The organism is Phytopseudomonas argentinensis (genome assembly GCF_900113905.1).
Classification (GTDB): domain Bacteria; phylum Pseudomonadota; class Gammaproteobacteria; order Pseudomonadales; family Pseudomonadaceae; genus Aquipseudomonas; species Aquipseudomonas argentinensis.
Window position 1 is genome coordinate 545,217 of sequence record NZ_FORC01000003.1, and the last position, 13,444, is coordinate 558,660.

The 13,444-nt window shown below is 64.3% G+C and carries 13 protein-coding genes; 9 read left to right on the forward strand and 4 right to left on the reverse strand.

Going from position 1 to position 13,444, the window contains the following annotated elements; all coding sequences use genetic code 11:
- Positions 1-14 precede the first annotated feature (14 nt).
- Positions 15-404 carry a response regulator gene (locus BM154_RS16995; RefSeq protein WP_074886686.1) on the reverse strand — a complete coding sequence of 130 codons (390 nt, stop codon included), beginning with the start codon at positions 402-404 and terminating at the stop codon, positions 15-17.
- Positions 405-448: 44 nt separating this feature from the next.
- Positions 449-649: a Flp family type IVb pilin gene (locus tag BM154_RS17000; RefSeq protein ID WP_074886690.1), complete on the reverse strand. Its 201-nt coding sequence runs from the start codon at positions 647-649 to the stop codon at positions 449-451.
- 396 nt (positions 650-1,045) lie between these two features.
- On the opposite strand from BM154_RS17000, the gene cpaB reads away from it, so the two are divergent.
- The 8 genes from cpaB to BM154_RS17040 all read left to right on the forward strand — a co-directional run bounded on the left by cpaB (position 1,046) and on the right by BM154_RS17040 (position 9,177).
- Complete coding sequence (gene cpaB / locus BM154_RS17005) at positions 1,046-1,987, forward strand: Flp pilus assembly protein CpaB (protein ID WP_074886693.1); 942 nt, start codon at positions 1,046-1,048, stop codon at positions 1,985-1,987.
- A gap of 19 nt (positions 1,988-2,006) precedes the next feature.
- Positions 2,007-3,245 (forward strand): type II and III secretion system protein family protein, encoded by a 1,239-nt coding sequence (locus BM154_RS17010; protein ID WP_074886697.1) that lies wholly within the window; start codon positions 2,007-2,009, stop codon positions 3,243-3,245.
- A 9-nt stretch (positions 3,246-3,254) separates the two neighbouring features.
- Entirely contained in the window at positions 3,255-4,421 is a 1,167-nt protein-coding gene (locus BM154_RS17015) for a CpaE/TadZ family protein (protein WP_074886700.1), read from the forward strand.
- Entirely contained in the window at positions 4,421-5,662 is a 1,242-nt protein-coding gene (locus BM154_RS17020; protein WP_074886702.1) for a TadA family conjugal transfer-associated ATPase, read from the forward strand. The genes BM154_RS17015 and BM154_RS17020 overlap by 1 nt, the downstream gene beginning before the upstream one ends.
- 30 nt (positions 5,663-5,692) lie before the next feature.
- Positions 5,693-6,574, forward strand: a complete 882-nt coding sequence (locus BM154_RS17025; RefSeq protein WP_074886705.1) for a type II secretion system F family protein — start codon at positions 5,693-5,695, stop codon at positions 6,572-6,574.
- Positions 6,574-7,464, forward strand: a complete 891-nt coding sequence (locus BM154_RS17030) for a type II secretion system F family protein (RefSeq protein WP_074886708.1) — start codon at positions 6,574-6,576, stop codon at positions 7,462-7,464. Before BM154_RS17025 ends, BM154_RS17030 begins: the two co-directional genes overlap by 1 nt.
- Complete coding sequence (locus BM154_RS24320) at positions 7,461-8,804, forward strand: tetratricopeptide repeat protein (protein ID WP_083414593.1); 1,344 nt, start codon at positions 7,461-7,463, stop codon at positions 8,802-8,804. The genes BM154_RS17030 and BM154_RS24320 overlap by 4 nt, the downstream gene beginning before the upstream one ends.
- 94 nt (positions 8,805-8,898) lie before the next feature.
- On the forward strand, positions 8,899-9,177 hold the full coding sequence (locus BM154_RS17040; protein ID WP_074886716.1) for a DUF3613 domain-containing protein: 279 nt from the start codon (positions 8,899-8,901) through the stop codon (positions 9,175-9,177).
- Positions 9,178-9,281: 104 nt separating this feature from the next.
- Here the strand turns inward: BM154_RS17040 and BM154_RS17045 are convergent, their stop codons facing one another.
- Both BM154_RS17045 and BM154_RS17050 read right to left on the reverse strand, forming a co-directional pair.
- A complete protein-coding gene (locus BM154_RS17045; RefSeq protein WP_074886721.1) occupies positions 9,282-9,977 on the reverse strand; it encodes a response regulator transcription factor in 696 nt (231 codons plus the stop codon).
- A gap of 157 nt (positions 9,978-10,134) precedes the next feature.
- A complete protein-coding gene (locus BM154_RS17050; protein WP_074886724.1) occupies positions 10,135-10,617 on the reverse strand; it encodes a prepilin peptidase in 483 nt (160 codons plus the stop codon).
- Between the two features lie 99 nt (positions 10,618-10,716).
- Between BM154_RS17050 and BM154_RS17055 the strand changes: the two genes are divergently transcribed.
- A complete protein-coding gene (locus BM154_RS17055) occupies positions 10,717-13,443 on the forward strand; it encodes a PAS domain-containing sensor histidine kinase (RefSeq protein WP_083414595.1) in 2,727 nt (908 codons plus the stop codon).
- Position 13,444: the final 1 nt, after the last annotated feature.

Here is a 13,444-nt window from a genome sequence, read left to right on the forward strand (position 1 = left end):
TGCAGAGACGCCGCTCAGCAGGTGACCACATGGGCAATCGGAAAGCGCTGATTGAGCACTTCGATCAGGCGTTCCTGATAGATCGGCTTGGGCAGGAAATCCGCTACCTGCAGGGGCAGCAGGCCGATCACGTCGTTCATGTCGGCATGCCCGGACATCACGATGATCGGCAGTGATGCGTGAAGAGGCGAGGCGCGCAGGTTTTGAATCAGGCGCAGGCCGCTCTCGTCCGGCATGCGCAGGTCGGTGATCAACAGTGCGATATCCGGCCAGGTGGCCAGGCACGCCATCGCCGCCGCGACGTTGGTCGCGCAATGGCAGTGAAAGCCTTCGCCCTCGAGCAACTCACCGAGTTCTTCGAGGGCGTCGGCTTCGTCATCGACCAGCAGGATATGTTGGCGCATGAGTGAAGCACCCCTCAGTTGAACAGCCAAGGTGATTGCGACTATCAAGGAGTCGCAACGGGCGGTGTTAGTGCGTCCTTTATATTCTCAAATACGGTACTGACCTGAGTGCCGACGTCACCCACCGCACCGACGATAACCACCGCAATCAGCGCAGCGATAATTGAGTATTCAATCGCCGAGGCTCCGTCTTCGCTGGCGAAGAACTGGCGAACTTTTTCGCGAAGGATAATGAACTTGAACATGGGTACTTCCTCTGTAGCCTGGGCAGGCAGGGACGCCTGTGTTGGGGACTTGAGGAGAAAGTTTGAAAGTCTGAAGGACCATTCGCAAACTTACCTTGGTATTACATCCAAGGTATTAGTCACAAGTATTACTTCTAATAAATTCAACGATTAAGGCACTATCATTTCATGCGCCAAAATAGCGGCGGGGAAAAAGCCAGTTTATCAGCGACGAACGGTACGTTCTATTTGGATGTGCAAACGCACACTAAGTTTCCCAATAAATAATTGTTAAACCAAACTGAATACGGGCCGATAGCCCAGGCAACTTTTCCACCGTGTTCGTCTGGTCGGTCAGCATGAATAGTGGTTGTCCCGAGTTATTGCCGTGGTAATGGCAACAAGGAGCGTGCTGTCATGAATAGCCGATTGACGCTGGTGGTGGCCGGCGTGCTGCTGGTGGGCGCGGTGATCACCGGTTACTGGGGCATCAGCCTGAGTCGCCAGAGCGCGCAGCCTGCGCCGCTGCCTGCTGCGCCTGCCACGGCCGCGGTCGGTAGCCAGTTGCAGGCCCAGGTCGATGAGCAGCAGCGCGTCGACGTGGTGGTGTTGACCAGGGCGGTACAGCCTTTGGTGCCCATCAGCCGTGACGACCTTGCCGTGGAGCGCCTGCGTATCGCGCCGCCGGGCAGTTTCGCCAGCCCCGAGCAGGTGCTCGGGCGCACCCTGTGGCAGGCGATGCCGGCCGGTACCGTATTGAACCATGAGGCTTTCGAAATGGCCGGCCCGCTGGCGCGGATGATTCGCCCCCATGAGCGTGCCCTGGCAGTGGCGGTCGATGAAGTGATTGGTGGTGGCGGCCACCTGAGCCCGGGTGACTACGTGGACGTGCTGCTCTTTCTGCGCCAGGGCGAAGGCAATGCCGCGCAGACCGCCCAGGTGGTGATTCCGGCGCTGCGCCTGTTGAGCGTGGGTGACACGCTGGGTATCACCAACGCAGGGGCACCTGCCCAGCTATCGGCCGATGCCGACGAGGAACGTCGACGCCGCCGCAATGCTCCGAGCACCGCCGTGCTGGCGGTTCCCGAAACCCTGCTCACGCGGTTCATGCTGGCCTCCCAGGTGGGCAGCCTGCGCCTGGCGGTGCGCAGTGCGGATGAAAAACGCCTGGCCGATTACTACGCTGGCAAAGAGCCGGGCGCCGATATCGGCGAAGCGCAGCGGCAATTGTTCCAGTTCGAGCAACTGGCACTGCGCGGTGCGGGCCCTGAGCCGCGTGCTCAATCCGAACCGGTAAGCCAAGCGCCGGCCGGCATACCGGTGTACCGCGGCAATGGCGCCACCCGGCAAACCCCCTGATCGGCAAGGATGCAACGCGATGAATGATGGTCTGTACATTTCCCGCCTGCTGACCAGCCTGGTGACGGTCGTGCTCTCGCTGCCAGGCGTGGCATTCGCCTCCTGCGCCGGCCTGGAGCCGGTGCCCGCGGTACTGCAGGTGAGCCAGGGCATGCAGCGCGAGCTGTGGTTCCCGGTGCCCATCACGCAGCTGGCCATCGGTGACCCCGAGGTGGCGGACGTGAGCCTCAGCAGCAAGGACAGCTTCCTGCTGGTCGGCAAGCGTGGCGGCGCCACCAGCCTGATGGTGTGGACGGCCTGTGACCGCGAACCCCGGCAAAGCCAGGTACTGGTGCAGGGCGCGGCCACCGCCGCGGTCGCCGAGCCGGTGGTGCCGTTCGATCAAGAGACCCTGCCGAGCCAGGTGCAGACCGATATCCGTTTCGTCGAGGTGCGCCGCAGCAAGCTGCGTGAGGTGGGCATGCGTATCTTCGGCACCGGCTCCAACAACTTTCTGATCGGCGCGCCCGGCACCGGGCCGGCGACAGTGCCGGTCGGCGGGGTCGGTGGCGTGGGATCTGGTGCGCCATTTCCGCTGGTGAGGGATGGTTTCAACATTCTCTGGGGCGGTGGCAGCAGCAAGTTCCTGCTGGGGCTCGATGCCCTGGAAAACAGCGGCTTCGCCTATACCCTGGCGCAGCCCAGCCTGGTGGCGCTCAATGGTCAGAGCGCCAGTTTCCTGGCCGGCGGCGAGTTCCCGATTCCGGTACCCAGCAGTGGCAGTGATTCGCTGTCCATCGAATACAAGGAATTCGGTGTTCGTCTGACGCTCACCCCCACCGTGGTGGGCCGCAACCGCATCAGCCTGAAGGTGGCCCCGGAGGTCAGCGAACTCGACTTCACCGCCGGCATCACCATTGCCGGCACCCAGGTGCCGGCGCTCAATGTGCGGCGTACCGACACCAGTGTGTCGCTGGCCGACGGCGAAAGTTTCGTGATCAGCGGGCTGCTGTCCACCAACAGTTCGTCGGCTGTGGACAAGTTGCCGTTTCTCGGTGATGTGCCGGTACTCGGCGCGTTCTTTCGGTCCTCTCGTATCGAACGTGAGGAGCGCGAGCTGCTGATGGTGGTCACGCCGCATCTGGTGCAGCCGCTGGCCGCCGATGCCCAGTTGCCGGACCTGCCGGGCGAGCAGTTGCGCCGTTACGACCCGGGCGTATTTCGCCAGCTGTTTCTCGAGAACGGCGATGCTCATCGCGCCGACGGCCTGTCGCGCTAGGGAGTGGTGATGGAGCAGATCTTTCTCGCACAAACCCGCCGCAAGCAGGACCTGGAATGGCTACAGGCGGCCATGGCCGGCCAGGGCCAGGTACTCAACGTCGGCGAAACCCTCGACGAGGTGCTGGGCCTGATGGATATGACCGGCAGTTGCCTGGTGTTCGTCGGTCTCAGTCGCGAGGGGCAGACCGGGCAATGCGCGCTGATCGAAGCGCTGCTCGACATGCGCCCGATGGTGGTGGTAGTGGCCCTCGGCGATGGCCTGGACAACCAACTGGTGCTCAACGCCATGCGTGCCGGTGCGCGGGACTTCATCGCCTATGGCTCGCGCAGCAGCGAGGTGCTGGGCCTGGTGCGGCGCCTGACCCAGCGTTTGCCGCAACTGCCACCGTCCCGCGAGCAGGGCGAGCTGACCCTGCTCTATGGTGTGCAGCCGGATGCCGACGCCGCGCTGCTGGCGGTGCACCTGGCGCTGCAGATCCAGGCTCGGGGCCAGCGCACGCTGTACGTCGACCTGGGCATTCCACGCGGCGAAAGCCTGGAGCTGTTTGGCATGGAGTCGTCGTTCTGCTTTGGCGATGCGCTGCGGCATATCCGGCGCCTCGATTCGAACCTGATCGAAAGCGCCTTTGCCCGTCATCCCGATGGCTTACGGGTGCTGCCCCACGGCCCGGACGACGAGGCCCTGGAGCGCTTCAGCCTCGGCGAATTGTTCCTGCTGCTGGGTAGCCTGCGCCAGCACTTCCAGCACGTGCTGGTGAACCTGTGCGGGCAGCCGGACTGCGACGGCCTGCGCTCCTTCATCAGCCATGCGCAACGGCTGTTCTGGTGCGTTGACCAGAGCGTACCCAATTGTCGGCGCAACCTGGCGCTGCTGACCCTGTGGCGTAGCAAGGGCATCAAGCTCGACCACGCGCGGCTGTTGGTCGACCGTTATCAGCCGGCGGTGGCGCCCGGCCTGCCGGAATTGAGCAAGACCTTCGCGCTGCCGCTCGAGGCAGGCCTGCCGCTGAGCCCCGTTATCCGGCTAAAAGCCAAGAACCAGGGTGTTCCGCTGTTCGAGTTCGCCCCCCGTGATGGCCTCACCCACGGCCTCCTGACGCTGGCCAACGGGCTGCTCGAACCCCGCCAGGGCAGGGCAGGCCAGTGGTGGCGGCGCCTGTTGAGGAACAATTGATGCCCATAGGTCCATTTGGCGGCACCAGCGCGCGAGTCGGCGTGCACGATCTCAAGCCCGTGCTGCACCGTTATCTGATCGATGCCCTGGAAGACAAGGGTGAAAACCTCCTGGAAGGAACCCGCGGTTCCCTGGCGGCCTTTGTCGTCGAGCAGGTCAGTGACTACGTCAGTCGCCGGCAGATCGCCATTTCCCGATACGAGGTGGACCGCCTGGCCGAGGAACTGGTCGATGAACTCACCGGTTTCGGCCCGCTGGAAATTCTCCTCAAGGACGACTCCGTCAGCGAAATCCTGGTCAATGGCCCGCACCGGGTGTTCGTCGAGCGTGGGGGCGTGCTGCAGCTCAGCGACCTGCGCTTCATCGATGACCAGCACGTGCTGCGGGTCATCCAGCGCATCCTGGCGCCGGTGGGGCGGCGCCTGGACGAGTCGTCGCCGATGGTCGATGCACGCATGCCCGATGGCAGCCGGATCAATGCGATCATCCCGCCCGTGGCGCTGGACGGCCCCTGCATCTCGGTGCGCAAGTTTCGCAAGGACATGCTGCGCAGCGCCGACCTGCTGGCCAGCAACTCGCTCGACCAGGCGATTCTCAGCTGTCTGGAGCTGATGGTCAGACGCCGGTGCAACATCATGGTCAGCGGCGGTACCGGCACCGGCAAGACCACGCTGTTGAACATGCTCAGCCAGATGATCGATCCCCGCGAGCGCATCGTCACCATCGAGGACACCGCCGAGCTGGAACTGCTGCACGACCACGTGGTGCGTCTGGAGACCCGCCCGCCGAATGCCGAGGGCTTCGGCCAGATCGCCGCCCGTGAGCTGGTGCGCAACGCCCTGCGCATGCGCCCGGATCGCATCGTGCTGGGCGAGATCCGTGGCGCCGAGGTACTCGACGTGCTGACCGCCATGAACACCGGCCACGATGGTTCGATGAGCACGGTGCACGCCAACAATGCCCAGGATGCCCTGCTGCGCCTGGAAACCCTGGTCGGGTTTTCCGGCGCCAAGGTGGGTGAGCGCACCTTGCGGCAGACCATCTGCGCGGCACTGGACGTGGTGATCCAGCTGACCCGCCTGCCCGATGGCCGCCGCTGCATCAGCGAAGTGGTGGAGGTGCTGGGCCTGCGTGAAGACCAGTACGTCACCAATACCCTGTTCCGCCTCGATCGCGCCGGCAGCGGCACCTTCTGCCGCGATGCGCCGAACCCGGCCGGACACAAGCTGCGCCGTGATTGAGGGCGACGCGATGAGCAAGGGAGCGCCGTGATGAACGCATCCTTACTGCTGGGCGGGATCTGCCTGACGCTGCTGGCGCTTGGCCTGCTGATGCTGCGCAGGAGTCGCGACCAGGCCGCATCGGAGCAGGTGCTGCAGCGCCTGCTGGCCGATCAGCCGGAGCCGCTACATGGGGCAACCCTCAGCCATCTGGACAAGCTGCTGCTGCGCGCCGGCTTCAGCAAGCCGCGCCGGGGGCTGGGGCTGTGGCTGTTCATCTGGTTGCTGGGCGCCGTGCTGGGGGTGATCGTCGGCCACTGGCTGGGCCTGTTGCTCATGCTGCTGGGGCCGTTGCTGGCCGGCCGGCTGTTCATCGCATTGCGCTACCGTCGCCGGGTACTGCGCATGATCGAGCAGCTGCCGGTGTTTCTCGACCATGTGATCCGCAGCCTGAAGTCCGGTCGCCCCCTGGGTGATGCCTTGATGCTGGCCATGGAAACCGCTCCGCAGCCGCTGCGGGGTGCCATGGCGCGCACGCGGCGCAACGTGCAGCGTGGCATGAGCCTGGGCGATGCCCTGCAGGACTTCGCCGATCTCTACGAGCGTGATGAATTCCAGGTGCTGGCCCTGGGCGTGCGGGTCAACCAGCATTATGGCGGCAACAGCAGCGAGCTGCTGAACAACCTGATCCGCCTGATTCGTGAACGTGAACACAGCGCGCGCCGGCTGCGCGCACTGACCGGCGAGACACGCATCAGCGCCTATGTGATGGGTGGCTTGCCGCTGGCCCTGGCGCTGTACATCTTCATCACCAATCCGCAGTTCATGCTGGGCATGTGGCAGGAGTCCACCGGCCGCATGGTGCTGTTTCTGGCCTTCGTGCTGCAGGCGGTCGGCAGCCTGGCGCTGTGGCGCATGCTGAGGAGCCTGTGATGAGCGCGCTACTGCTGCTCAGTGCACTGCTGCAATTGCTGCTGGCGCTGCTGTTCCTGTATCTGGCCTATGACGATCTGCGCGCGCGCCGCCAGTTCAGCCAGCGCATGGGCACCTTGTCGCGGGTGTCTGGTGGCGGTGTCATGCGCGGTATCGGCGGCAGTTCCCTGGGCCGTCGCACCCTGAGCATGGACAGTGAAACCCTGCAGTTGCTCAATCGCCTGGGCTGGCGCAAGCGCAGCCAGCAGTCGATGTTCTCGGCCATTCAACTGGGTGCCCCAGTTGCCCTGCTGGTGCTGGTGATCCTCGTCCAATTGCTGATGAGCAGGCCACCGCAGCCGGTCTGGCTGGCGCCGGTGTTCGCCCTGGGCATCGGCTATCTGCTGCCCAAGCGCTGGCTGGCCTGGGCGGCGAAACATCGTCAGGAAGCGCTTGCCGAGGAGGTGACCACCTTTATCCCCCTGCTGCGCATCCTCTTCGATGTCGGCATGACCGTCGAGCAGGGGCTGCGGGTGCTCGCCAAGGAGGCGGAAGGCATCCTGCCCAACCTCAGCGCAGAGCTGCGTCAGGTGCTGGCGCGGGTCGACGCAGGGCTCGAGCTGGGGCGCGAATTACGTGACATGGCTGCCGCGCTGGAGGTCTACGAGGTCACCGATTGCGTGGTGATCCTCGAACAGCTTATCGTCCAGGGCGGCGGCGCCATGGCCTCGTTGTTGCGGCTCAAGGAGCTGATCGATGACCGTCATCACACGGCGCTCGAGGAAAGGGTTTCCAAACTGTCCGGCAAGATGTCCGTCATCATGATGGTGTTTCTGTTTCCGGCGTTGTTGATCGTATTGGCAGGGCCCGGCTTCATTGCAATCGTCGGGGCTCTGGGGGAGATGAGATGAAGCGTGTAGTGAGCGTGGTGGGGGTGATGGGACTGTTGGCCGGGTGCGCGAGCGGCCCGGCCCAGTCGCCCTGGTTAACGAGCAGGGCGCAGGCGACACCGATGGCCTGCGCGCCGTTGTCCCAGGACCAGGAACTGGCGCTGAACCTGGCACAGAAAACCGCCGGTGAAGGACGCCTGCATGCGGCGCTGGCCAACCTGGAGCGTCTACCCGACAACCTCCCCCAGGCGCGGCTTGCCAAGGCGCGTATCCTGCGTTCGCTGAATCGCCCGGAGGCCAGTGAACTCTATGCCAGCCTGACCAGCTCCTGTCTCAAGGCGCAGGGCGAGCAAGGGCTCGGCCAGCTCGCCAGTGCCGCCGGCCGCTACCCTGAGGCGCTGGAGCATCTGCGCCTGGCGGCCAGCCTGGAACCGGCCAGTGCCACCATTCGTAATGACCTGGGGGTGGTGTACATGAACCTCGGGCGTCTGGACGAAGCGCGCTTCGAACTGCTGACCGCCCTGGAGCTGGATGAGGCGGAGCAGCAGCCGGCACTCAACCTGCTGACCTTGCTGATCTACCAGGGCATGCGCCCCCAGGCCGATGCGCTGGCTGAGCGCATGGGCTTCTCCGCCAGTGCATTGCGCACCGCCGAGCAGCGGGCCGAGGCGTTGCGCAGCCAGCTTGGCGCGAGCAACGCCGCCGGCACGCCACCCGGCGGCGCCACCCGCGCCCCGGGCGCTCAGCCGCGTTCGTCCGCTGTGGCGAGCCCGGCAGCCGCGCTCAAGGCCCCCGCCGAACCGCCGCTGGCAATGCTGCCAAGGGTCGCGACTGGTGCCGCCAGCCCAACCCCCGCAGCGGCGTCTCGTCCGTCAGGCGTTCCAGCGCCGCAGTTGTCCAACTTCCGCCCCGCTCCGGTGGTGCCTCTGTCGGTGGCCAGCGCCGCCAGGCTGCCGGCCAGTTCGGCCCCGGCCAACGCTTCCACACCCGCTGCCGCAGCAGGGGCTCGCGCCGCCGCACCAGCGCCGGCCATTGCTCCGGTACCGGTGGCCAGCGCAGCGCCTGCGCCGACGCCGCCTCAGGTGACCGTAGCGCCATCGCTACCCAGCCCGCCGGCGCGGCCAGCTGTGGCCGCCGCGCCACTGCCGCGGGCTGCCGTGGAGCCCGTGCCGGCTGCCGCGCCAACCCAGACCCACGTTGCGGCCGCGGCAGTTTCCACGCCGGCCGCCACGCCTGCCAGCCAGGCGCCGGCAGGAATCGAGATGCGCCCGGGCCGCCTGATCGTGCCTGACGATGGCGGTTTCATTCGTGTCGAGCCTGTCGATGGCAGGCAAGGCGAGACGCTGACCACGCAGCGCTAGGGGCAATACACCAAGGCCTCCACTGGGGAGGCCGGCGTGAAACACCGGGCGGCCAATCCACCGCCAGAACCTAATCCGTTGGAGGGAGAGCACCATGAAGGGAGTAGGCATAGGCGTGGCACTGCTGGCATGTCTGCCACTGGTTGGCCTGGCGGATGAGCGAGGTCCAAAGGGCTTGGTGGGCGAACAGGTCGAGACCCAGACCGCTCACTGGCTTCGCCTGCAACGGGAGGGGCGCCTGGCATCCGACCATCCCCAGACATCGACACCGGCAGAGCGCGAGCTGGCACTGCAGCGCTGGCTGGAGAGCCATAAGCATCCTATTCCCGAGTTCTATGAACAGGATGTTGGTGGCAAACTGGGTGAGCAATAAAAGATTGGCCGAATAATGTATTCACGGCCTGTTACGGACCGGATAAAGAGCACTTTCGTGGCTATGCATGTTTGCCACGCGCGGCTATGGCAGGCTTACAAAATTTACCCGCTAGACGGGTAGCAGAGTGCTAATTGGGTACGGTTATGTACGCGGGTCAGCCTCAATATCTGTGAAACATAAAGTTTGACAGTATTTTCCGTAATGCCCAATTCACAGGATATCTGATAGTTGGTCATGCCTTTGGCGATAAGTTGCGCTACTGCCAATTGCCGGCGCGACAACTTGTCGAAAGGTTCGGGAATGGTGTCGGCCGAGGTGCTCATCTGCGCCACGTTCTTGACCGGCATGGTCGGTATCAGCTCGCTGTGCATGTCGTTCAACGAGGCGGCAAGATCCTGGATCTGCTGGCGGATCTGTTGCTCCCTGACCTTCTGCTCGACCCGATCATGCAGGCGTTGCACGCCAGCCTGCAGCTCCTGCAGATTCACCGGTTTCTGGTAGTAGTCGCTTACCCCGGCGCGCAACGCGAGGATCACGTCCTGCTTGTCGGTGCTACCCGTGAAGATGGCCGTCTCGTACAGGCGCCCGGGGCGCGCCAGCCTGGCCAGTTCCCCCACCAGCTGTACACCGGTAAGGCCTGGCATATGCATGTCGCTTAGCACGATGCCGATGTCCTCATCCTGCTGGAAAGCCTGCAGTGCATCCCGGGTGTTGTGACAGGGCGTCACCTGATAACCCAGTGCTTCAATAAACTCGGCAAGCTCCTCGACAATGATGGGTTCATCATCAACAATCATTATTCGCAACGTATTAATGCCTACTGGAAACAGGGTACTAAAGGAGATTAGTCACTGGCCCAATTAGTGTCAAAAATGCGCAGGTATGGGTTGTCGGCTAAGTTGAGTTATTACTTTAGTGTTATAGGAGAAGTTCATGCCTTTGGTTATTCTTTGCTCAGGCTTTGCCGGTTATCCATAAACCGATGCCGAAAATCACGAAACCCGCGCAAACAAAGGGTGCATAGGGCGTTTTATTTCCCGCGGTTGTTCTCAGGTATATCCAGGTTTCTGGGAGTGTCAGCCCGATAGCGGGTCGGATGCGCAGCAAGCTCAGCCAGGAGACCTGCGCCACGGCTGCACCGATAACGCTGAACAGCAGGTAGCTGACATCGCTGGCCGCGCCCAGGGCGAGCAGCATCTTCACGTCTCCTGCGCCCATCTGCCTGGCCAGGTAGCCGGGGAGCGACAGCAGGCAGGCCACGCCCAGCGCCAGGGTCGCTGCCTGGGGGGAGGCGCCAGTGATGCTGCTGCCGAAGTACAGCAGATGCAGCAGCGCGGCGGCGAGGGCACCCAGGGTCAGCAGGTTGCTGATCCGACGCTGCCGGGCGTCCTGCAGCGCACAGGCAGCCATCCAGCCGAGCAAGAGGAAGTAGGCCATACGACAAGGGTATCCAGGGAAGACGGGCGACATTGCCCACGTATGTTGACGGCGCTTTTTATCCGTCTGCGGCGCTAATCATGGTAGGTGAGCCGGACAATGCAAGTGTTCAAGGATTGGTTCAAACGCGGTGACGATACCCAGGTGCCGCTCGCCACAGCGGCACTTACACCGCCTCCCATATCGGCCAACAGCCCCTGCCTGAATCTGTCCATCGACGCCCTGGGGCGGGTTTTCGAAGTGTCCGGCAGCCTCTCCCACCGCTTGCCGATCGCGATTTCCCAGGTGTTGCCTCTGGAGCAGTTGCTGCACGGGCAGAGCCGCTACCTGGTTACCGACCTGGGCGCTTTCGTGCAGCAGATGCTCGACCTGTCCTTCGTCACCCGTGACGGCGGCATTCTGCATACCCGCGGTTGGCTGAAAGCGGAGATACAGGGCTGGTCGCTGCAGGCTTTCGAAATCGGCGACTTCCTGGCCCGGCTGCATGCCTGCGAACAGCGCCTGCATGCGTTCTCGCAAATCAGTGCGGTGGCGCAGACCGTGCGCGGTACCGAGCGCGTCGAGTTTCCCCGCCACATTCACGGCTGGTTGAGTGCCATGGCCCAGGCCCTGCGCATGGCCTGCGTGGCCCTGGCGCTGCCGGATACCCAGCGCGGTGGCTGGCAGGTGGTCGGTCACCACCGTGACGCGCTGACACCGGTGTTCTGGGACGATGGCCAGCATCTGCCGCGCGAGCTGCAGCACTATGCCGGCGACCAGCCCGTGCAGTGGCTGCGCGGAGATGCAGGCGCACCCGAGTGGCATGCCGCGGACTCGGTATGGCTGGTGCCCTATGCCGATCACCAGGGCATTCGTGCCTGGCTGCTGTGTTCGCCGTACGTCGCCCACCAGAGCATGCCGGAACTCAATACCCGGGACTGGCTGGATCTCTTCGCCCATGTCGCCGCCCCTTTGCTGCAGCGCCTCGACGAACAGAATCGCAAGTTGCACAGCGAACGGGTGGATATCCTGCAAAGCCTGCTGGGTACCGGCTGGTGGGAATACGTGCCACGCAGCGGGGCCTTTCTGCTCGCCCCCTGTCTGACCCAGCGCTTTGGCTTCGCCGAGGGTGCAACGGTCACCCTGGCCGATTGGCTGGAGCTGCTCAATCCGGCGGATCGCGACGAGTTCCGCATCCGCCTGGGCGATGCCGAACTCGGTGGTCGCGCGTTCGAGCAGGTGGTGCGCCTGCGCGATGCCGAAGGCGCGCTGTGCTGGTTCCGCATCCACACCCGCATCCTCAACGCCAAGGGCCAACGGCGTATCGTCGGTGCGGTGCTGGACATCAACGACATGAAGCTCAAGGAAGTCGAGGCCGACGCCGCCACCACGCGCCTGAAGAGTCTGGTTGCCAGTGCGCCGGCGGTGATCTACGTGAATCGCTGCGACGACGGGGTATTCGTGCCGGTGTTCTGCAGCGACAGCTGCAGCGCATTACTGGGCTGGACGCTGGACGACTTCGTGCAGCGCAGCGTGGCCGACTTTATCCACCCCGATGACCGCGATATCTATTTCGCCCACACCCGCACCCTGCTCAGCCAGGGCGTGGCCAGCTGCCGTTATCGGCTTATCGACCGAGATGGCCGCTACCACTGGTTGCAGGACGAAGCCAAGCTGTTGCGTGACGAGCGCGGCATCCCCATCGAAGCGGTCGGCCTGTGCCTGGACGTGACCGACGCCGCTCAGGCCGCCGAGCGGGTGCGCGAGAGCGAGGAGCGCTACCGCATCCTGGTCGAGGACTCGCCGGCGATCATCTGTCGCTATCGCCCCGACCTCACCCTGGTCTACGCCAACCGGCCGCTGGCCCAGTACCTGGGCATTCGCCAGGAAAGCCTGCCCGGCACCAGCCTGGCCACCTACCTGTCGGCCCAGGAGCTGACCCAGTTTCGCGAGCGCCACCGCCAGCTGACGCCCCTTGAGCCAGTCGGCACGGCGCTGGTGCGCATGGACCTGCCCGGCCGCGAGCACATCTGGTGGGTGCTGTCCGAGCGCGGTGTGTTCGACGAGCAGGGCAAGCTGCTCGAGGTACAGGCCGTCGGCCGCGACGACACCGAACTGCAGAAGGCTCGGCAGATGCTCAACCAGAGCGCCAAGATGGCGGTGCTGGGCGAGATGGCCACGGGGCTCGCCCACGAGATCAACCAGCCGCTCAACGTCATGCGCATCGCCCTGACCAATACCCTCAAGGGGGTGGAAAACGGCTCGGCCAACCCGGAATATCTGAAGAACAAGCTGGGCCGCATCGAGCAACAGATCACCCGCGCGGCGAAGATCATCAACCACATGCGCATCTTCGGCCGGCGCTCCGAGGTCGAAGGTGACCTGTTCAGCCCGGACGAGGCCATCGAAGGGGCCGTGAGCCTCATTCGTGAGGGCGACCTGGTGCGCGACATCGACCTGACCCTGCAACTGTGCGGAACGCCCCAGGTGCGCGGGCATGCCGACCAGCTCGAGCAGGTGGTCATCAACCTCCTGGTCAACGCCAAGGATGCGCTGCTCAGTGCGCTGGACAGGCAGCCCGGGTTGGAGCCGGGTATCCTGCTGCGCAGCGACTGCGTGGACGACCAGGTGATCGTGCAGGTCCAGGACAATGCCGGGGGCATCGACCCACTGCTGCTGGATCGGGTGTTCGACCCGTTCTTCACCACCAAGCCGGTGGGCAAGGGCACTGGCCTGGGGTTGTCGGTCAGTTACGGGTTGGTCAACCAGATGGGCGGCAAGCTGAGCGTGAGCAATCAGAATGGTGGCGCCTGTTTCCGTATCGAACTGCCGGTGGTCGCCAGTTGAT